Origin of the sequence: Acutalibacter sp. LFL-21 (genome assembly GCF_025630755.1) — a bacterium.
In the GTDB taxonomy this organism is placed as follows: Bacteria; Bacillota; Clostridia; order Oscillospirales; family Acutalibacteraceae; genus Acutalibacter; species Acutalibacter stercoravium.
This window is the reverse complement of sequence record NZ_JAOTNT010000012.1, coordinates 43,295-61,602: the sequence shown is the minus strand read 5'-3', so window position 1 is coordinate 61,602 and position 18,308 is coordinate 43,295. Positions and strand designations below refer to the sequence as shown.

Genomic DNA, 18,308 nt, shown 5'->3' with positions numbered 1-18,308 from the left:
GGACGTGATGAAAGAATATGCCGTATTCCTCATACGACCATGACAAATTAGAAGCCGCCGAAACCATGCGGATAGAACGCCGGATATATTTTGAAGCAAAGGACAGGGAGATTGCCCCTTATGCTTCCTTGCCGATTGCGCAGCTACTTTCCATGCGCAGCGAAAGCGCGGCGGCAGAACAGGCGATTTTTGACGACCTTAAAGAACGCGCCGCCGCATGGGAAGAACAGGCGGGAAGAACGCTTTTGCTGGATAAAACACTTGAATATGTGAGAACGCCGCACGTCCAGCACACCGCTAACGAGTGGCAGACCACCGAGCATAACCGCCATATTCGCAGCAATCGGGTATATCAGATGAATTACTACATTTACGAGAATACCCGCTACGACAAAGAAGCGCAGAAATCTATCCCGTATTCATGGACGCTTACATGGAGCGTGCGCACCAACAGCCCAAGCAGAACCCAAGCGAAGATTGCCGGACAAGATAGAAAGGTTTTCACCGACAAGGCAGCTATGGAAAAGTATCTGAATGGGCGTATCAAAGCGTATGACCGCTTGTTTACGGAAATCTCCCCGCCTATCCCGCAGGAGTACGCCGACTATTTCAAAGTAAACGGTATGCTCATGCCGGACTACACCATAGAGGGCGAAGAACCCCCGCAGCAGCAACAGGCGGCAGCTATCCCCGAAAATACCGGGCAGGAAAAGGAGCGTGAACACATGAGCGAACAGTTTTCTATTATGATAGGCAACCGCAGCCGCTTTGACGCGGGCGACCCCGGCGGCTATTGGTTGGATATGCCCGCCACAAAGGAGCAGTTGCACGAAGCTATGCGGAACGTCGGCATTACCGCCGACAACCCGCAGGATTTTTCCATTCGCGGCTATTCCGACGACCCGGAGAAACATATTGCCTTGCCTTATGAAATGGTATGCGCCGCCGACGTGGACGAACTCAATTTTCTTGCGGCGCGGCTCGAACAGCTTGACCCCGCCGAGGTTGGCAAGCTGAACGCAGCTTTGCAGCAGAAAAACGGGCTTGCAAATATTGGACAGGTAATTGACTTCACCTACAACGTGGATTTTTACGTCCATATCCCCGAAGTACATAACTACCACGATTTGGGCGACTATTACTTAAATCAATCCGGCATGGTACAAATGCCCGAAGAATGGAAAGGCGGCATTGACCTTTCTACTTTTGGCAGGAACGCTGCCGCGCAGGAAAAAGGCGCGTTTACCGAGTACGGCTATATCGTGGAAAGCGGCGACGAGTGGGAACGGCAGTTTGAGGGGCGCGAAGTGCCGGAAGAATACCGCATTATGAGTTACCCGCAGCCGGAGCGCGGCGAACAGGACAAAGCCTATATGGACGCAGCCGAAACGCAGCAAGCAGACGCACAGGCCGCAGAGCCGCAGCAGCCCCGCCCCGTCGTCCCCATTATCCTTACTTCCGAAAAGCCCGCCGAAAAGGTAAAGGAGATCACCGCGCGTTTGGAACAGGGCGTACAGGCGATTTTTGACAGCGACCGCTACAAAGAGTTTCTAACCGCTATGTCAAAGTTCCATGATTATAGTTTGAATAACACTATCCTAATTGCTATGCAGGGCGGCAATTTGGTAATGGGCTTCCGTCAATGGGAAAAGGAGTTTGACCGCCATGTAAAGAAAGGCGAGAAAGGCATTAAAATCTTTGCCCCCGCGCCCTACAAGGTGAAAAAGCTGGTTGATAAAATCGACCCCGAAACGAGAAAGCCCATGCTTGACCGCGAGGGAAAAGTGGTAAAGGAAGAAAAGGAAATCACCGTCCCCGCCTTTAAGGTTATAACCGTCTTTGATATTTCGCAGACCGAGGGCAAGGAGTTTCCCGACCTTTCCGTTAAACCGCTGCTTGCCGATGTGGAGCAGTACGAGGATTTTTTCGCCGCCCTTGAAAAAGCGTCCCCCGTCCCGATTGCATTTGAGCAGATCACAAACGGCGCAAATGGGTATTTCAGTTTGACCGACAAGCGTATTGCAATCAAAGAGGGCGTGAGTGAATTACAGGCGGTAAAGACCGCCATTCACGAAATCGCCCATGCGAAGCTGCACGACGTAGACTTAAACGCCCCGCCGGAGCAGCAAAACCGCGTTGACCGCCATACCTGCGAGGTAGAAGCGGAAAGCGTCGCTTATACGGTTTGCCAGCATTTCGGCCTTGATACTTCCGATTACTCTTTCGGCTATGTGGCTGGTTGGAGCAGCGGCAAGGAAATGACCGAGTTAAAAGCGTCCCTTGAAACAATACAGACCACCGCAAAGGAACTCATTACCGAGATTGAGGGGCATTTTACCGAGTTGCAGCAGCAGCGGCAAGCCGAGCAGGAGCAGGGCGATACCTTTTCCATTTATCAGTTAAAGCGCGGGGACGAAACAAGGGACTTGCGCTTTGAGCCTTATGACCGTCTGCAAGCGGCTGGACTTACCATTGACCGGGTAAATTATGAACTCGTCTATACTGCACCGCTTACAAAGGATATGACGCTGGGCGACATTTGGGAAAGGTTTAATATCGACCACCCCGCCGACTTTAAGGGGCATAGCCTTTCCGTTTCCGACATTGTTGTGCTTCATCAGAACGACGAGGACACCGCCCACTATGTAGACAGTATCGGTTTTCAGCAAGTGCCGGAGTTTTTGCAGGAGCAGCAGACCCCCGTATTTGACAAGCTGCCGCCCGAACAGCAGCAAGCCTTGTCCGACACCGTACAAGACACTTTGCAAATGCTGGTTGACGCAGACAAGCGGATTTATGGCGACGTTACGGGCAAGACCCTTGAAGCAATCGCGGCGCAAGGATATTCCTACAAGGACGGGCAGCTTGAAAAGCAGCAGCCGGAAGCGACCCCCGACAGCCTTTTGACGGGTGAAACCGTTAGAACGCCGAGGGGCAATTTTCATATTACCGATATGAGCCGTGAACAGATCGAAGCGGCGGGATTTGGTTTTCACCATGCGTCGGAGGACGGGAAGTATCTCATTATGGGGAATGGCACACAGGCTTATGCCATAGCCGCCGAGCAGCCGCAGCGGGATAATCCCTTAAAGCACGTCGAGGACACCATAGAGCAGAACGACAACAATTTTGACGGGCTTATCAACAATACGCCGCAAACGCCCACCGTTGCAGATTTTGAGCAGCGGGCAAAGGCGGGGGAAGCGATTTCCGTTACCGACCTTGCAAAAGCGGTAAAAGCCGAGAAACGGGAACAGCCGCAGAAAAAACCGTCCATTTTGAAGAAGCTGGACGAATACAAGAAACAGGCGGCGCAGCAGCCGAAAGATAAACAGAAAGAGCATAAAAAGGATTTGGAGGTTTGATAGCATGAATACCCGCTTTACCATTGAGGAAGAAAACATTGTTGCGATCTACGCCGAGGACAGCCGGGAAACAACGCTTGAAAATATCCTTGCCGCCATGCCCTACATGGACGAGGATATGCGCCAGCTTGCCGCCGCAGCGGTGAACAAGCTGCAAGCCATGACGGACAGCGAGTTTTCCGAAAGGGAGTTTATCTTGACCGACGAGGAATAGCCCATAGAGAACAGGGGCGCGGTTGCCGATTTCCGGCACCGCGCCCCTGTTCTTTTTTTGTCCTTGCGTGGACAATTAGAAAGCCGTTTTTGCGGGTTTGAATATACTTTATCGTCTATGTCGTTTTCATGCGCTGGAAGCCGCAGAAACACAGGCGTTTTCAGCCCTTAACATTCCACTTGCCACCCCATGTTTTGCGCCTTATCGCTCCTGCTCCCGCGCCCTGCTTTGGGACGGGTAAAGAATACTATCGACGTTCTTTTTGACAACGCCGTATTCCTGCATTTGCTTCTTGGCTTGCCGATAATCTTCATACAATTTGGTTTTCCTGTCGTTTAAGCTTCTATACTCCTTGCGCAGCGCGGCGAGATCGGGCAGCTTCTTTATCTGCATTTCCTTTAATGCCCTTGCCGCAGCTTCAAACAGGATAATTTCGCTTTCATGCCCCCGCAGATACTTTTCCTTGTCCGGCGATTTTCGGTATTCATCGTAAATCGGTTTTAACTGTCGGTATGTGGTGGTGTGCTTGATAAGCAGCGACAAATCAGACATACGCTGTTCCACTTCCTTAACCGCCTTTGCCGCCGCGTCATGAGCGGTCATAATATCGGCTATCTTGCTTTCAAGTTCGCTATAATACTCAATCTTGTTTTCGGTTAGGAAGTTCATGCTTTTAGCAGCCTGTTTCAGATTATGGATTTTTGCCCACCGTTCATAGCCCGCCGACTGTTGGGCTTTGATACTGTTTTCAAGATCGACGACAAGCCGGATTTTCTTATCTTCCCGCAGCGTTTTTGTTTTGGCAACATACACGCCCTTGATACGCTCCTTTATCGCTTCTTCCGTATAGGCCGCGCCGAGCGTCTTTGTGCGGGTAAACCGTTCCTGTCCGGCAGCGCGAAAGGAAATGTATTTGCCCTGTTTGATTTCATACCCCATTTCCTGCAAGCGGCGCAGCAGTTCGTCAAAATCTTTCACTTGGGGAATGAGAGTATCTATCGCCGTTTTCAGCTTTGCTTTGTAGCTTGTCCCTTGCTTTTCGGCGGTGTATTCTGCATAGCTTTTTCCCTTGTCCTGTCCCGGTACGACGACGGATAGCCCATGCTCTTTACATATCCTGTCGCTGGTGCGCCGGATAAAGTGATAGCTTTGCTTGTTGGAATGGTACTTTTTGTAGTCAACGAAGCTAACCGCGTTGAAAATCAAGTGATTATGCAGATGGTCTTTATCGACGTGAGTTGTCAAAACAAACTCATACTTGCCGCCTAATACCGCCCCGGCAAGTTCCATGCCGATTTTGTGCGCTTCTTCCGGTGTGGTTTCTCCCACCGCAAAGGATTGTATCAAGTGCCGCCCTAAATGTGTGCCGCGATCTCCGGCAGCTTCCCGCGTCCATGCAAACTCAATATCGGCGGTTTCCAGCCCGCAGCCGAAAGAGGACGCAAGCAGCTTCCCGTCTGTCTTTTCGGGATTTAAGATATAGTCTATCGCAGCCTTTAAGGTTGATTTAATAGGGTGCGTCTTTGTAACCGCCATATCTCGTCCACCGCCTTTTTAATGTCCTCTATATCCTGCCTGTAAACCGTCCCCGTCGCATTGGCGCGTTTTGCAATTTGGTTGATGTTCCGGCTCACCGCTTGCAGTTCCCGGATATATGCTTTTGTGTCGCTTCGGTCAACGACAAGAATATACCCGTCTATCGCCATTTTACGGAAGTATGCCCCATACTGCTTTATGGGAAGCTGCTTCATCTTCTCGTCGATCAGCCGCTTTTCTTCTTCCGTAACGTAAAACTTCATCTGTATATTTCTCTTTCGGTTTTCCATTTCCGCACCGCCTTTCGGTATAAGGGTTTGGGATTATCCCAACAAGCATTTTCCGCAAACGGGTACTCGTTTGCTGTGCTTGCTATCTACTCCATACCCCCACCGAAAGGCGGTATTTGTTGCGCGTTCCTTTGATTTTGGACGCAAAAAAAGATTGCAGCCGCCATGCGCTGCAATCTCCCGATTTCTCATATTGTGAGGTTAATCCTCTGCTTTTTCGACTTCCGTTATCTCCCTTGCTGTTGCGGTTACAATCCGTATGCCTTTATCGCTCATACCGTCCAGCAGCGCGTCAAGCTGCCGCCGCCCGGTGGATTTCTCCGCATTGCTGTTCGGGAAGAAAAATTGATCTACCGAAATATGATACCGGGTTACAAGGTCATAGAATACCTGTAAACTCGGCTGTTGTCCCTTGTTCTCGATATTCGCAAGGTAGCGCGGGGAAATATATAACTCGTCGCTTACCTTTTTGCGGCTCTCGCCGTATTCATTTCTCGCGGCTTTTATAGCTGCCCCGAAAGCCTTAAAGTCGTACAATGGTACGGGTCTTTTTGCCATTTTCATTCACCCTGTTACATTTTACAGTTCACCTTTCTTTTTGGATATGTCCACACAATTCATATCATTAGGTTAAATACTTCCTGTTGTGTATTGACAGTAGACTGATTTTCTGATAAAATAAAATTTATGTAAAAGGAGGCGGCGTTTATGTTGCATAGCATGCGTATTAGATAAGCATTGAAAAAAAGGATTTTCCCATTTTCAACATGGGCTTTTTTGTCATGCTTATTTTGCGGATGCTATACAAAAAACTAACGACGTATAGATATAGTATAGACATAGTGCAAGCTATGCCTTAGTTTTGTTGTACTGCTCTGTGCATTATAAATGCAGGTCAATGCTCATGTTGAGGATTGACCTGCATTTTTTTGTGTAAAAAGGACGAGTGAAATATAATGCTTAAAAAATATTGGATAAAATGTCCGATTTGTAACGGAAAGACGAGAGTTCAAGTATTTCATAATACTGTATTAAAAGATTTTCCTCTTTTCTGCCCTAAATGCAAATTGACGCATATCATTGATGTAGAAAAATTAGAGATTGTAATCAAAAATACAGAAAAACAAACTTTTATTATTTAGAAGAAAGGATATAAAAATGAAACGTTTACCTAAATATACGCCTGCGGAAGTACGGAATGATCCATACGGATTTACTTACAAAGAAATGTCGGAAGTTATTGGCGAGAATGAAGCAAAAGCCTTATATGAAGAATTATATAAGCAATTACCACGCAAAAAAAATCTATCAATGTTGGTAAAAAATATTTGCAAAAGCAGTGATACTGAAAAGTATGTTTACGAACTGAAAGACAACAAATACATTGAAACGGTTTTTATCAAGCGGCGAGATGGTGGAACTGTTTGCGTGAGCACACAAGTCGGTTGTCCTGTTGGTTGTATTTTTTGTGAGTCCGGGCGAAATGGCTTTGTTCGTAATCTAACATCGTCAGAAATCGTACAACAGATTATATTGTTGCGTCGAAAAGTAAACCGTATCGTTTTTATGGGTATGGGAGAGCCTTTATTCAATTATGACAACTTGATAAAAGCAATCCATATTCTCCGAGATAGATATGGGCTCAACTTTCCAACCGACGGCATTACCATATCAACAGTTGGTCCGGTCGATCAATTAAAAAAATTGCGCGAGGAACATCTTAAAATTCAGTTGACAATATCTTTACACGCAGCAACACAATCTGCAAGAAATCGTATTATTCCTCACATGCGCATATATGCTATTGAAGATGTTGTTAAGCAAGCCTTATCCTATTCTGAAAGGCATAATCGCAAAATTGTCTTTGCGTATTTGCTTTTACCGGGTATAAATGACCGGCCCTCAGATGTAAGACAACTTGCAAAATGGTTTCGGGGCAAAAAAGTTATGATTAACGTGTTACAATACAACCCAACAAGCAATTCAAGAATTAAAGCACCACAGAAACGGGAAATAGTTGCATTCAAACATCAATTAGAGCAAGCAGGACTTGAAGTTACTATGAGAGTTTCTCATGGCAGAGAGATTAACGCGGCTTGTGGACAGTTAGCTAACACATATAATAAATTCAAAAAAAAATGATTAAAAGTGCCAGACGCATAGACGCAGAGCCGATAACGCATTAGGTCAAAAAACCTATGTGTTATCGGCTTTTTTATTTAATATTGCGCAAAAGCCGCTGTTCCCTATTATAGAATGGATTGCGGGTAGTGTATTAAAGTCGCCCTTTTTTAAGGATACGGCGGTATCGGGGAGGTATCGCCGTGTCCATTTTTATTTACTGTAACCCGCCTAATGCTTTGCGGTCAAAAAAAGCTATGCTCCGCAAGCGGGATATTCCGGCTATGAATGTGAACTGTCAATACATTTAGCTACTGCTTACATTTCCTTTGCGCCCGTCCGCGTCTTGCGGACGGGCGCATTTTGCTTTTTTCAACTTTTTTCTGAAAAGCGCACTCAAGAGCCATCTCCCGAACGGGTACGGAGCGAAAGGGGCAGAGAGGACAAGCCCTTAACTCCCGTCCTCTACTCCACGCGGGAAGGAGGTGAACTCTATGGAGCTATCTTCTTCCGACAAGGAAAGAATACAACATCAGTACGACGCATTAGCAAAGAAAACTTTGGTCGGCGAAGCGAAAAGCCACCGCCGCACTCTTGCGAAACGCGCAGCACGCGAAGTTACTTTTTCGGATTTGAGCGAAAGCGAACTCGCGCAGCTTTTCACAACGGACGAATACGAAAGCGATTATTTCCGTTTTCAAGTGTCCGGCTTTGATGTACTCGTCAAAAATGAACTGCTTGCCGAAGCCCTTAACGCTTTGCCCGAAAGGAAACGCGACATTATCCTTTTGTCCTACTTCTTGGATATGAGCGACGCGGAAATTGGCGAACTGCTGAATGTTGTACGCACGACGGTTTTCCGGCACAGGAAATCCGCGCTTGCGAAAATCAAACAGTATTTGGAGGGAAAAGCAGATGATGAATACCGTTAGGAAGTCTGAAAATCTGTTGCCGTTCCCTGTCATTTCCGCAGCGGCAAACGGCGACACAACCGCCATGTGCGCGATCTTGAAGCACTACGAGGGTTACATAGCGAAACTTTGTACCCGCACGCTGAAAGACGACGCGGGCAATACCTATTCCTATGTGGACGAGGAAATGCGTAACAGGCTGCAAGTGCGCCTTATTACCCGCACCCTTGCTTTTCATGTAGGATAATCTTTTAGCCCATGCGGGGAGCGTGTCCCCTTTCCACGCTTCCCGTTATGGGCTATTTGTCGTTCCGCAAAAGCATATCCGCTGTTGATGTGCTTTTGCAGGCCGACAAAGCCTATTGTTATTTGACAAAGAAAGCGGCCTTTGGTGCGCAGCATAACAGGCAAACGGGTACATTCCGTCTGTACCGAGCCAGTCGGCGGGTACGCCATGACAGCTTTTCCCCATAGGGGAAAAGCCGAGCGAGAACTACCGCGCCGTAAAACAGGTTTAGCAGCTTGTGGGCGACGACATACAAGGCGGCACAATGATACTCCCGCGTTGAACACCCTCAAAGTATTGCGCGGCGCACCCATAAGCATGGGCCGGGGTGAAACTCCCGTGAGGTTGCAGCTAACAACCGCCCGTTTTTGCCTTTTGACGAATATAGTTTATCCATACAGGAAAAGGAGGTTTTTCTAATGGATAAAAAACAGACAATTACAACCGAACGCAAAATAGGGAAAATCACCTATCTTGTTCAAGCGTTGCCGAGTGAAAAGGCAACCGATACAATCCATAAAAAGATTGAGAAACTCATTGTAAAGGATTTGCAGAAAAAGCCCGGAAATCCGGGATTTTTAGCGTCCGAGTAGTGCATTAGGCGGCGGGATATGGTATAATGATAGCAACACATTATACCTGTTTATTCGGCTGTCGGAAAGGAGGACTAATGTTACAGTCGAATAAAATCACCGCCCTTTACTGCCGTTTAAGTCAAGAGGATATGCAAGCCGGAGAAAGCGGAAGCATACAGCACCAAAAAATGATACTTCAACGCTATGCGGACGAACACCATTTTTTGAACACAAAGTTTTTTGTGGACGACGGATTTTCCGGCGTGAGTTTTGAGCGCGAGGGGCTGCAAGCGATGTTGCAGGAAGTGGAAGCCGGACGAGTGGCGACGGTCATTACCAAAGACCTTTCCCGTCTTGGCAGAAACTATCTGAAAACGGGCGAACTCATAGAGATTGTATTTCCCGAAAACGGAGTACGCTATATCGCGATCAACGACGGAGTTGACACAGCGCGGGAGGATAACGAGTTTACCCCCTTGCGGAACTGGTTTAACGAGTTTTACGCCCGCGACACAAGCAAGAAAATCCGCGCAGTTAAACAGGCACAGGCGCAAAAAGGCGAGCGCGTCAACGGGGAATATCCATACGGCTATATCCCAGACCCGAACAACCGCCACCACCTTATACCCGACCCGGAAACCGCGCCGATTGTCAAACAGGTTTTCGCTATGTTTGTTAGCGGCGTGCGTATGTGCGAAATCCAAAAATGGCTTGCGGAAAACAAAGTCTTGACGATTGGAGCGTTGCGCTATCAGCGTACAGGACAGGCGCGGTATCAGCGGGCAATGATCGCCCCCTATACTTGGCCGGACAAAACGCTCTATGACATATTAGCAAGGCAGGAATATTTAGGGCATACCATAACCGCGAAAACTCACAAGGTATCCTACAAGTCGAAAAAGACCCGGAAGAACGAAGAAGAACAACGCTATTTCTTCCCAAACACCCATGAGCCGCTTGTTGACGAGGAAACCTTTGAACTTGCGCAAAAGCGGATTGCTACCCGCCACCGCCCGACAAAAGCAGCGGAGATTGATATTTTTTCCGGCTTGCTGTTTTGCGCTGGTTGCAGACATAAGATGTATTACCAACAGGGCGTAAATATCGAGCCGCGCAAGTTTTCCTATTCTTGCGGCGCATGGCGCAACAGGGCAAGGACAGGCAGCGAGTGTACCTCTCATTATATCCGCAAAAACGTACTTCTTGATTTAGTGCTGGAAGATATGCGGCGGGTTTTGCGGTATGTTAAGGAACACGAACAGGACTTTATCTGTAAAGCTACCGAGTACGGCGACATGGAAGCGAGAAAGGCATTAGCGCAGCAGCAAAAGGAACTTTTCAAAGCACAGGCGCGTATGACCGAACTTGACACGCTTTTCCGCAAGCTGTATGAGGACAACGCATTAGGCAGACTGACAGATGAACGGTTTGTGTTTCTAACTTCCGGCTATGAGGACGAAAAGAAATCCCTTGCCGCAAGGATAGACGAGTTACAACAGCAGATCGCAACCGTTACCGAGCGAAAAAGGGATATATCAAGGTTTATTCAGATTGTCGGGAAATACAGCGACATACAGGAATTGACCTATGAAAACGTCCATGAGTTTATCGACCGTATTTTGATACATGAATTAGACCGGGAAACCAACACCCGGAAAATCGAAATCCATTATAGCTTTGTCGGACAGGTTGATACCGAGCAGGAGCCGACGCAAGTTGTCAACCATGACCGCCGCAACATGGTAGATGTAAAAAGTATCGCTATCTAACCCCAGCAAAATTAGTGCCGCTCCAACCATCATCGCAGTAGCAATCCACAATCTCCATGTGGTGTTCTTGACAGTACTGGGTGAGAAGTGCCTTCTGCGTCTGGATGCTGCCGGAATCTCCCAGGCTACCATCATCCTGGCTAAGCCTGCAGTAAATGGCGGCCTGTGTTTTCTCCATGGGAACCGCCTCCTTTCCTTCACACACCATACTCCTACTCCTCCTTTTTATCCATACCGTAACCCAACGAATGTTCTTCCTCATCTTTGTGGAAATGGGACAGAGACTCGTCCCCGATGATGAGTTCTCCCACCTTTTCAAATACGCTTTTCTCCCCGTGGAAGGAGCTCAGTGTGATGTACCGCACACCTCGAATCACCGTGTTGTGGCTGGTATACATCGTTGGCATGAAATAGTCCGTAGTGTCCTCCTTTCTCCGCTACATTCCCATGGAAAAACCATGAGTCTGTTCATATTCTTCTTCCTCGTCCACTGTGTACTGGGCGTGATCCAGTTTACCGCCCCGGGCTAGGATATGTTCCAGCTCTTCCCGGCTGTGGTGAACCGTCTCCAAGTGGTACCCAGCTTCCTCTTCTTCAAAATCCTGCAGAAGAGAAGAAAGATTCCACACCGCATCGTCCAAGCCCAGCTCGCTTTCCGCCGAAGGCATCTGATAGGTATCCAAATATGCCGCCCCGCCCATGGTAAAGTAGAGCTCCATATTCTCCCGGAGTAGGGTGGAGTCAAAGAGCTTGCTGTCCCGGCAGCGAACATTGTCCTCTGTGGTGTAAGTGATATATTTCTGCCCAGGCTCCCATTTCACCCGGTACCCCATGGTTTCCATCTTGCGGATGAATTCCTCTCGGGTACGGGAGTTTTCCATAGCAAAACGGATATCCTGCCGCAGTTTTCGCTTCCATCGTGGAATGCGGAAGGGGTCTGCTTTCACCTCTGTGACGGAGAGCCCGTGCTCCCTGCACAGCTGGTTGGAATATTCCTTGGCCTGGCGCATCTCCCCAGCACTCTGGTGGAACTTCTTTCCCGTCTCAAAACTCACCGAGTTGAGAATGATATGGTTGTGGATATGAGCTGTATTTTGGTGGGTGGCCACCAGGCATTGATACCCCTGAAAGTACTGGGCAAAGGCCACACCAATCTCATGGGCTGTGGCAAAATCCAGGGGGTCATCGGGAGAGAAGGCCTGAACGATGTGGTAGTAACTCCTGCCCTCTGTCTTATGAAAACGCAGCTTCACCGCCTGAAATTCCTCCACAACGGTCTGGGGCAGGCAGTTCACCCCGGAAATCAGGGACTCGTTTGTTTTCTCTCGGTTGGTCACATAGTCCACGATGCCTCTCAGCCCACGCGAGACAGCAACGAATTTAACGCTTGCCATGTCCTTTGGTACACCTCCAGGAACGGTCGTAGATCCACTAGCCGGATGCGGCCCTGCCGGGCCATCACCGTCAGCTGGTTCAGATTGTTGCCCTGGTAGCGGAGCTCCCGAACCAGCTCGTCCACTCCGGGAAGGATGGTCACGTCCTTATCCATAGCAGCCCGGCGGACGAATTCGCTCTCTGAAATGCCCGCCTCCTTCACCTTTGAATCGATGAAATGTTTCTCCCAATCCGCCACACGGGCGCGGACAAAGAGGTTCCGAGCCACGGTTATTCCTCCTCCCTATTGGGGTAACATTGCTCCAAAAACTCATCCAAGGAGCGGACAATCCCTGCCTGTTTCATCATCTTATAGCGGAGAAGATCTGAGGTCACCCGGACGTTGATCTCGTTCCACTCCAGCAGCTTATCCATAAGAACCAGCTGCTGAAGGTCTGTCAGCCGCGTCTCTCCATCCGGGTCATCCAGGAAAGAAATTACCGCTTCGGCGGCAGGCATCTGCTCTCCCAAGGTCCTCTCCATCTCGGTTAAAATGTAATCCAGTGTCTCCTGTCTTGCTTGGAATACGGAAAAATCCTCCATGTTTCTTTTCTCTCCTTTTCTGAAAATAGGGGTGCGGGCCTAGCCCGCTCTGCCGCAGAGTGGGCGGGGCAGGGCCCCGGCCGTACCACAGCGGCGAAACTTGCCATGCCCTAACGGGCATTTTTTACTGGGGCCTCATTTTCGCTCTTCTCCTGTGACAGCTGCGACGGCTGTGACAAGAAATCTGACACAGAGGCTGTAGAACTTTTCCCGTCATTGCCGTCACTCCCGTCACAGCAGAGGGACAAACGGATACGGCGGGCCTCTCTTGTCCGGCTGGTTTCTAAATGGACACCCTGTTCCTCCACCTGATTTCTATGTCGAATCAAGCGCTTCATCAGTACGTTGGGCAGGATTGTCTCCCCTGTGAAGGGCTCCAGCGCCTGGGAAAGCTCTGTGGCCGTCCCGATAAACTCCCCCTTGGTTCGGAGAAATTCCGCAAGGTGAATCACTAAGGGGGCTGTGGGGACAGGTTCTTCTTGGGTGTCATCGGCCAGCAGCAACCAGAGGTGAGCCTGGGAATCGAAGGAGAGCTTCAGCTCCCGATAGGCGATGTCCCTCCCGGTACAGTAGAGAGTGGCGGTCTGAGAGCTGCGCTTGTCCTTGCGAAGAACAAAGTTGGAATCGGTGGCCCCACTGATTCCCATGGTGCCGGAAATCATATTCATGGGGTCCTCATCCTCCCGCTTCCGAAGGTGATGAATCAGCAGGATGGCCAGGTGATTGCCATCGGCCAAGGCCTTCAATGCTTCCAAATCCCGGTAATCGTTGGCGTAGGCATTAGTGTCCCCGCCTGCTCCCCGAACCCGCTGAAGAGTGTCTATTACCACCAGCACGGTGTGGGGATGCCCTGCAAGGAACTGCTGGATCTGCTGCTCCAACCCGCACCGCAGCTTCTCAGATGCCGTGGCAAAGTGCAGATTTCCCGGGGCGGTATCGGCAATGTCCAGTAGGCGGCTCTGGATACGGGAGTAGTTATCCTCCAAACAGAGGTAGAGCACATCCCCGCTCCGGGAAGGGAAATTCCAGACCTTCTCCCCCTTAGCCACCTGCAAGCACAGCCAAAGAGCCAGCCATGACTTGCCGATCTTGGATGCCCCTGCCAGCAGATGCAATCCCTGGGGAAGGAAGTCCTCCACCACAAACCGCACCGGCGGCAGCAGAGTGGTGGTCAGCGTTTCGCCGTCTACCGTAAACAATGGCTTCTGCTTCATGGTTTACCTCCTTTCTCAAGTTTTTTGGGGCTCTTTTAAAGCCCCTCATCTATAAGGACACTTGGAAAGGATTTGTAAACCCAAAATTGAAAGAACGCAAAAAAAGAGAAGCCGGGAGTGGCTTCTCTTAAAAAGAGGGGATTCAACATTGAGGAAAATATCACGAACAAAAAGGCAAACTAGCTTCCATGTTACAACGCATACTGCTTGTTAAGTATCTCTTTTCTTTCTTTCCAATCCGGCATCATCATCGTTAAGAAATCATAGAAGTGTTTGGAGTGGTTGGGGTGGATAAAATGGCATAATTCATGAGTCACCACATATTCAATACAGCTTCTGGGAACTTCTATAAGTCGTTTGTTCAGAGTAATCAGGCCGCGCTGATAAGAACAGGACCCCCAGCGGGTTTCCATACTTCGGATCGACAATTTCGGCGAGGACACTCCGTATTTTTGAAACCGTGGATAGAGCTCGGAAAGAATTTCAGAAAAGACCCTCCTACATTGCTCTTCCATAAAACGGGTCACTATGCGTCTCTTTTGCTCAGTATCGCTGGGGTCTTTTACCCGGAGCAACAAAAACACCCCATCAGAAGTGACCCCATTTGTCTTTCCCATCTCTACCTTTAATCGAAGCCCATGACCTAGATAAGCAAAAGACTCCCCACTTATGTACCGCTTGGGCCGAGGCATATAAAGAGCCATCCGAGAAAAGTCTCTTTGCGCGGAAAGGATAAATGCCCCTTTCCTACATACGAAAGCATCCACCTCTTCCAAAGGAACCAGCGGATCAGCAGAGACAAACACATTTCCGTCTTTATGTACACGGAGATTCAGGTTCTTGACCTCTTTCTGCTCCAAGGTGAAATCAATGGTTTTCCCTTCGAAGACAACAGAACGGTGATGTGCTTCCATACTCAAAACCTCCGCAGGGCGACAGTTTTGACGTTCTCGATGACTTTATCGATGGTGTCAAAGGAAAGCTTTAGCCCCTGTTCTTTCTCGTATCGATAAAAGAGATCGTCAATATCCTGTGCAATCCTGTCGTGGATTGTTTGGTTATTGGACCAATCCACCTGGCTATGCGCAGCAATGATATTCTTGATTTCCAGAGAGATCTCTGCGGCGAAGTCCGGGGACACTTCCGCTTCTGGAGCGCTGCTGAAAACAGCGGAGAGCACCCCATAAAATGCCTGGGCATGAACATCCTCTTGAATGGCCTTTGGATAAGTGACTGTGCTTTTCCCCGTATGGTAATCTTCCATGATTTCCCGCATTTTACTCAGATACTCAGATTCAGAAATAACCCGTTCTTTATACTGATCCAGAGCTGCCCGAATCCGCTGAGAGAAGCTGTCATAATAGGCCGGATTCTCTCGATACTTCTCGCTGATGCTTTTTGTCAGCTTGCTGTTGATAGCATCCGCCTTGGCCCGGAGGGAACCCAACTCCTCCAGTTCTCTCTCGAAGTCGTCCTTATTGAGAATATCCACGGGGCTAGTAATCTGTTTCAATTCCGCCACTGATAAATGGGTATCCAGCAAATTCTGCATCAGCGGTTCATATTCCCTGTTATCTATGGCATCGCAATATCGGATCTTCACACTGCGGCGCACCTTGGAAAAGAAAACAAAGGCGCTTTGATATTTTTCGCGCTCCGATTTGGCTAAAACATCGTAGGCCGGCTCCGCATTGAGAACCACGTTCAAAGCCTTTCCAAAAGCACAGAGAAGATTATAAAACGATTCCCTGCGCTTAGGATCCGCCAGAAAAACCTCCACCTCTTCCGCATCGTTGGGATGGCTCACCGGCTGCAAAAGGTCCACCAGGCGAGAGTAGGCGTCCCGCAGATGGCCCAGAACAGACATCACGTCCACCACAACACCCTTGAGATCACGACCCTCAAAGTTTTCTAAGCCAGCACCGCTGTAAATATCCATAGCGGTGTCCAGCTTTTCAATCAATCCTCGATAGTCAACAATAAGACCGTAGTCTTTTCCTTCGGACAGACGATTGGTGCGGGCAATGGCCTGCAAAAGCCCATGTTCTTTCAATTCTTTGTCAATGTAGAGAACTTGGCAGATCGGTGCATCAAAGCCCGTTAGAAATTTGCTGCAGACAATCAAAATGTCGATGTCGCCCGCTTTGAACTGGCTCTTCATGGTTTCCTCGTAGGTATCCGCATCTCCGTATTGGCTCATCATACGGTTCCAATAGGCAACCACCTTGTCATCCGTTCCCTCATCGCGGTCGTCAACACTTTCCCGCAAGTCGGGCGGAGAGATCACCACAGCGCAATTTAGGTCGCCAAACTGTTCAAAACATTCCAGATAACGCACGGCGTCCCGTTTATAGTTCGTTGCCAACATAGCTTTGAATCCTGTATGCTGGAAGCCCTCCACAAAATGGTTGTTGATGTCCAGTGCGATACGCTTAATACGAGCATCGGTGGAAGTCAAACGGCGGATGCTGCTCCACTTTCGAGAAAGGTCATTTCGTTGAGCATCCGTAAGCCGCTTCGTGGTCTGTTGAAACCATAGGTCAATATTATTCTCATCTACATTCTGCTCCACAAACCGTCCCTCGTAAATCAGAGGAACAATAGCGCCATCGGCAACGCCATCCGCAATGGTATATTTGTGGATCAGCTTGCCAAACTTTGCCATAGTATTCTTCTCTTTCTTCATGAGAGGAGTTCCGGTGAACCCAATATAGCAGGCGTTGGGAAATACTGCCCGCATTTTTGTGGCCAATAAACCATAATTGGAACGGTGGCTTTCATCCACCAACAAAAAAACATCTCGGGAAAGATCCTTATGCTCCAATTTTTCTGCTGTGTTGAACTTATTGATGATCGTAGTGACCACATCGGCCTTGCCGCTTTGGAGAAGTTTTACCAGATTCCGTCCACTGGAAGCTGTAGCAGGATTCAATCTGGTGTGGGCGAATGTGGTGGAAATCTGCCGGTCCAGCTCTTTTCGGTCAGTGACAACAACAACTTTCGGGTTGCAGGGGGCCAGCTCCATCAGGAGATATTTCGCCAGCATCACCATGGTCAAGCTTTTGCCGCTGCCCTGGGTGTGCCAGATTACACCGCTCTGGCGATTCCCTCGTTCATCCGCTTTCTGGACGGTCTTACTAATCTCTTTGATGGCAAAATATTGCTGGTAACGGCAAATCTTCTTCACATTGGCGTCAAAGAGGATAAAATAGCGAATCAGCTCCAAAACTCGGCTGGGATGGAAGAGAGAGACCATGCAGCGATCCTGCTCGGTGGGTGTTTTCCCAAACAGATAACGCTCCAGCGCCTGCCCAAGGAAAGCGGTATCCTGCTCTTTCCAAACTGTCCAGAACTTCTTTGGCGTGCCGGTGGTGGCGTATTTTACGGCGTTCTTATTGGTGGCCATCACGATTTGAGCAAACTTGTAAAGCTGGGGAATATAGTCCCGTTGCTGGTTGCGCACGGTCTGTTCTACAGCCTGCTCCACACTGATCTGGGGCGCTTTACATTCGATTACTCCAAAGGGGATGCCGTTGAGGAACACAACCAGGTCCGGTCGAGCGTTGTGGAGTTTATCCCGGCTTTCTACAGGGAATTCCTCCGTCACATGGAAAACATTGTTCTCCGGGTGATCCCAATCCACATACTTTAGGTTGAAACTGAGGACTTTCCCCTCCCCCACTGTTTCGGGGTAGCTCCTGCCCAGAAGCAAGGCATCGTAGATCTTTTCGCTGGCGTGGATCAGCCCTTCGGCCAAAGGTTCGTCCAGGTCCTCCATGGCCCGCTCGATGTTGGCGGCGGAGAACTCGTTTTCCGCTCCGGAAAAGCTATAACGGTTGAGCCGCCGTAGCTGCCCGCGGAGAATATCCTTTAGCAGCACCTGATAACGGCTCCCCCGCTGGGCTGCGCAGTCCGCCGGCGCTATGTAGGTATATCCCATGGCTTGCAGTAGCTCTAGGGCTGGCTGCTGGCTGATATTCTTTTCTAAGTACAGGGATTTGTCCATGGTTGCCTCCTTTCGGAAATATCAGTAAAAGCAGGAATAGCGGG

General features: G+C 49.1%; 19 protein-coding genes. 8 read left to right on the top strand and 11 right to left on the bottom strand.

Annotated features, from left to right (window positions below):
* The first annotated feature begins 17 nt into the window (after nucleotides 1–17).
* Both ODJ80_RS12500 and ODJ80_RS12495 read left to right on the top strand, forming a co-directional pair.
* Nucleotides 18–3,365, top strand: a complete 3,348-nt coding sequence (locus tag ODJ80_RS12500; protein WP_002584961.1) for a YodL domain-containing protein — start codon at nucleotides 18–20, stop codon at nucleotides 3,363–3,365.
* 4 nt (nucleotides 3,366–3,369) lie between these two features.
* Nucleotides 3,370–3,579 carry a transposon-transfer assisting family protein gene (locus tag ODJ80_RS12495; RefSeq protein WP_002584960.1) on the top strand — a complete coding sequence of 70 codons (210 nt, stop codon included), beginning with the start codon at nucleotides 3,370–3,372 and terminating at the stop codon, nucleotides 3,577–3,579.
* Nucleotides 3,580–3,780: 201 nt separating this feature from the next.
* Here ODJ80_RS12495 and ODJ80_RS12490 read toward each other — a convergent pair whose 3' ends face one another.
* From ODJ80_RS12490 to ODJ80_RS12480, 3 genes are all read right to left on the bottom strand, one after another.
* Complete coding sequence (locus tag ODJ80_RS12490; protein WP_002584959.1) at nucleotides 3,781–5,115, bottom strand: relaxase/mobilization nuclease domain-containing protein; 1,335 nt, start codon at nucleotides 5,113–5,115, stop codon at nucleotides 3,781–3,783.
* On the bottom strand, nucleotides 5,076–5,405 hold the full coding sequence (locus tag ODJ80_RS12485) for a plasmid mobilization protein (RefSeq protein ID WP_002584958.1): 330 nt from the start codon (nucleotides 5,403–5,405) through the stop codon (nucleotides 5,076–5,078). Before ODJ80_RS12485 ends, ODJ80_RS12490 begins: the two co-directional genes overlap by 40 nt.
* 201 nt (nucleotides 5,406–5,606) lie before the next feature.
* Entirely contained in the window at nucleotides 5,607–5,963 is a 357-nt protein-coding gene (locus tag ODJ80_RS12480) for a helix-turn-helix transcriptional regulator (protein WP_002584957.1), read from the bottom strand.
* 398 nt (nucleotides 5,964–6,361) lie between these two features.
* Between ODJ80_RS12480 and ODJ80_RS12475 the strand changes: the two genes are divergently transcribed.
* The 6 genes from ODJ80_RS12475 to ODJ80_RS12450 all read left to right on the top strand — a co-directional run bounded on the left by ODJ80_RS12475 (nucleotide 6,362) and on the right by ODJ80_RS12450 (nucleotide 11,067).
* Nucleotides 6,362–6,547 (top strand): cysteine-rich KTR domain-containing protein, encoded by a 186-nt coding sequence (locus tag ODJ80_RS12475; RefSeq protein ID WP_003431289.1) that lies wholly within the window; start codon nucleotides 6,362–6,364, stop codon nucleotides 6,545–6,547.
* 16 nt (nucleotides 6,548–6,563) lie between these two features.
* Entirely contained in the window at nucleotides 6,564–7,547 is a 984-nt protein-coding gene (gene rlmN / locus ODJ80_RS12470; protein WP_002584956.1) for a 23S rRNA (adenine(2503)-C(2))-methyltransferase RlmN, read from the top strand.
* 473 nt (nucleotides 7,548–8,020) lie between these two features.
* On the top strand, nucleotides 8,021–8,458 hold the full coding sequence (locus ODJ80_RS12465; protein WP_002604474.1) for a sigma-70 family RNA polymerase sigma factor: 438 nt from the start codon (nucleotides 8,021–8,023) through the stop codon (nucleotides 8,456–8,458).
* Entirely contained in the window at nucleotides 8,442–8,684 is a 243-nt protein-coding gene (locus ODJ80_RS12460) for a helix-turn-helix domain-containing protein (protein ID WP_002604473.1), read from the top strand. Before ODJ80_RS12465 ends, ODJ80_RS12460 begins: the two co-directional genes overlap by 17 nt.
* A 458-nt stretch (nucleotides 8,685–9,142) precedes the next feature.
* Complete coding sequence (locus ODJ80_RS12455) at nucleotides 9,143–9,316, top strand: transposon-encoded TnpW family protein (RefSeq protein ID WP_002604472.1); 174 nt, start codon at nucleotides 9,143–9,145, stop codon at nucleotides 9,314–9,316.
* A gap of 77 nt (nucleotides 9,317–9,393) precedes the next feature.
* Nucleotides 9,394–11,067, top strand: coding sequence for a recombinase family protein (locus ODJ80_RS12450; RefSeq protein WP_002604471.1), 1,674 nt, complete (start codon nucleotides 9,394–9,396; stop codon nucleotides 11,065–11,067).
* Here ODJ80_RS12450 and ODJ80_RS12445 read toward each other — a convergent pair.
* The 8 genes from ODJ80_RS12445 to ODJ80_RS12410 all read right to left on the bottom strand — a co-directional run bounded on the left by ODJ80_RS12445 (nucleotide 11,060) and on the right by ODJ80_RS12410 (nucleotide 18,264).
* Nucleotides 11,060–11,275 carry a recombinase family protein gene (locus tag ODJ80_RS12445; protein ID WP_263042360.1) on the bottom strand — a complete coding sequence of 72 codons (216 nt, stop codon included), beginning with the start codon at nucleotides 11,273–11,275 and terminating at the stop codon, nucleotides 11,060–11,062. The genes ODJ80_RS12450 and ODJ80_RS12445 overlap by 8 nt on opposite strands.
* Before the next feature lie 4 nt (nucleotides 11,276–11,279).
* Entirely contained in the window at nucleotides 11,280–11,474 is a 195-nt protein-coding gene (locus ODJ80_RS12440) for a hypothetical protein (RefSeq protein ID WP_263042359.1), read from the bottom strand.
* A gap of 30 nt (nucleotides 11,475–11,504) precedes the next feature.
* The gene (locus tag ODJ80_RS12435) at nucleotides 11,505–12,461 is read right to left on the bottom strand and encodes a relaxase/mobilization nuclease domain-containing protein (RefSeq protein WP_263042358.1); all 957 of its coding nucleotides are present in this window, start codon (nucleotides 12,459–12,461) and stop codon (nucleotides 11,505–11,507) included.
* Entirely contained in the window at nucleotides 12,422–12,730 is a 309-nt protein-coding gene (locus ODJ80_RS12430; protein ID WP_263042357.1) for a plasmid mobilization protein, read from the bottom strand. Before ODJ80_RS12430 ends, ODJ80_RS12435 begins: the two co-directional genes overlap by 40 nt.
* A gap of 2 nt (nucleotides 12,731–12,732) precedes the next feature.
* Nucleotides 12,733–13,044, bottom strand: coding sequence for a hypothetical protein (locus ODJ80_RS12425; RefSeq protein WP_263042356.1), 312 nt, complete (start codon nucleotides 13,042–13,044; stop codon nucleotides 12,733–12,735).
* Between the two features lie 110 nt (nucleotides 13,045–13,154).
* On the bottom strand, nucleotides 13,155–14,258 hold the full coding sequence (locus tag ODJ80_RS12420) for an AAA family ATPase (RefSeq protein ID WP_263042355.1): 1,104 nt from the start codon (nucleotides 14,256–14,258) through the stop codon (nucleotides 13,155–13,157).
* 191 nt (nucleotides 14,259–14,449) lie between these two features.
* Nucleotides 14,450–15,172, bottom strand: a complete 723-nt coding sequence (locus tag ODJ80_RS12415) for a M48 family metallopeptidase (RefSeq protein ID WP_263042354.1) — start codon at nucleotides 15,170–15,172, stop codon at nucleotides 14,450–14,452.
* 2 nt (nucleotides 15,173–15,174) lie between these two features.
* Nucleotides 15,175–18,264 carry a type I restriction endonuclease subunit R gene (locus tag ODJ80_RS12410; RefSeq protein ID WP_263042353.1) on the bottom strand — a complete coding sequence of 1,030 codons (3,090 nt, stop codon included), beginning with the start codon at nucleotides 18,262–18,264 and terminating at the stop codon, nucleotides 15,175–15,177.
* Nucleotides 18,265–18,308 lie beyond the last annotated feature (44 nt).

Bases quoted from the DNA above. Each gene is read 5' to 3' on its own strand.
- ODJ80_RS12485 (WP_002584958.1), bottom strand. From the start codon at position 5,405: ATGGAAAACCGAAAGAGAAATATACAGATGAAGTTTTACGTTACGGAA.
- ODJ80_RS12465 (WP_002604474.1), top strand. From the start codon at position 8,021: ATGGAGCTATCTTCTTCCGACAAGGAAAGAATACAACATCAGTACGAC.
- ODJ80_RS12435 (WP_263042358.1), bottom strand. From the start codon at position 12,461: ATGGCAAGCGTTAAATTCGTTGCTGTCTCGCGTGGGCTGAGAGGCATC.
- ODJ80_RS12455 (WP_002604472.1), top strand. From the start codon at position 9,143: ATGGATAAAAAACAGACAATTACAACCGAACGCAAAATAGGGAAAATC.
- ODJ80_RS12495 (WP_002584960.1), top strand. From the start codon at position 3,370: ATGAATACCCGCTTTACCATTGAGGAAGAAAACATTGTTGCGATCTAC.
- ODJ80_RS12410 (WP_263042353.1), bottom strand. From the start codon at position 18,264: ATGGACAAATCCCTGTACTTAGAAAAGAATATCAGCCAGCAGCCAGCC.
- ODJ80_RS12420 (WP_263042355.1), bottom strand. From the start codon at position 14,258: ATGAAGCAGAAGCCATTGTTTACGGTAGACGGCGAAACGCTGACCACC.
- ODJ80_RS12415 (WP_263042354.1), bottom strand. From the start codon at position 15,172: ATGGAAGCACATCACCGTTCTGTTGTCTTCGAAGGGAAAACCATTGAT.
- ODJ80_RS12490 (WP_002584959.1), bottom strand. From the start codon at position 5,115: ATGGCGGTTACAAAGACGCACCCTATTAAATCAACCTTAAAGGCTGCG.
- ODJ80_RS12440 (WP_263042359.1), bottom strand. From the start codon at position 11,474: ATGCCAACGATGTATACCAGCCACAACACGGTGATTCGAGGTGTGCGG.
- ODJ80_RS12500 (WP_002584961.1), top strand. From the start codon at position 18: ATGCCGTATTCCTCATACGACCATGACAAATTAGAAGCCGCCGAAACC.
- ODJ80_RS12450 (WP_002604471.1), top strand. From the start codon at position 9,394: ATGTTACAGTCGAATAAAATCACCGCCCTTTACTGCCGTTTAAGTCAA.
- ODJ80_RS12425 (WP_263042356.1), bottom strand. From the start codon at position 13,044: ATGGAGGATTTTTCCGTATTCCAAGCAAGACAGGAGACACTGGATTAC.
- rlmN (WP_002584956.1), top strand. From the start codon at position 6,564: ATGAAACGTTTACCTAAATATACGCCTGCGGAAGTACGGAATGATCCA.
- ODJ80_RS12445 (WP_263042360.1), bottom strand. From the start codon at position 11,275: ATGGTGTGTGAAGGAAAGGAGGCGGTTCCCATGGAGAAAACACAGGCC.
- ODJ80_RS12475 (WP_003431289.1), top strand. From the start codon at position 6,362: ATGCTTAAAAAATATTGGATAAAATGTCCGATTTGTAACGGAAAGACG.
- ODJ80_RS12460 (WP_002604473.1), top strand. From the start codon at position 8,442: ATGATGAATACCGTTAGGAAGTCTGAAAATCTGTTGCCGTTCCCTGTC.
- ODJ80_RS12480 (WP_002584957.1), bottom strand. From the start codon at position 5,963: ATGGCAAAAAGACCCGTACCATTGTACGACTTTAAGGCTTTCGGGGCA.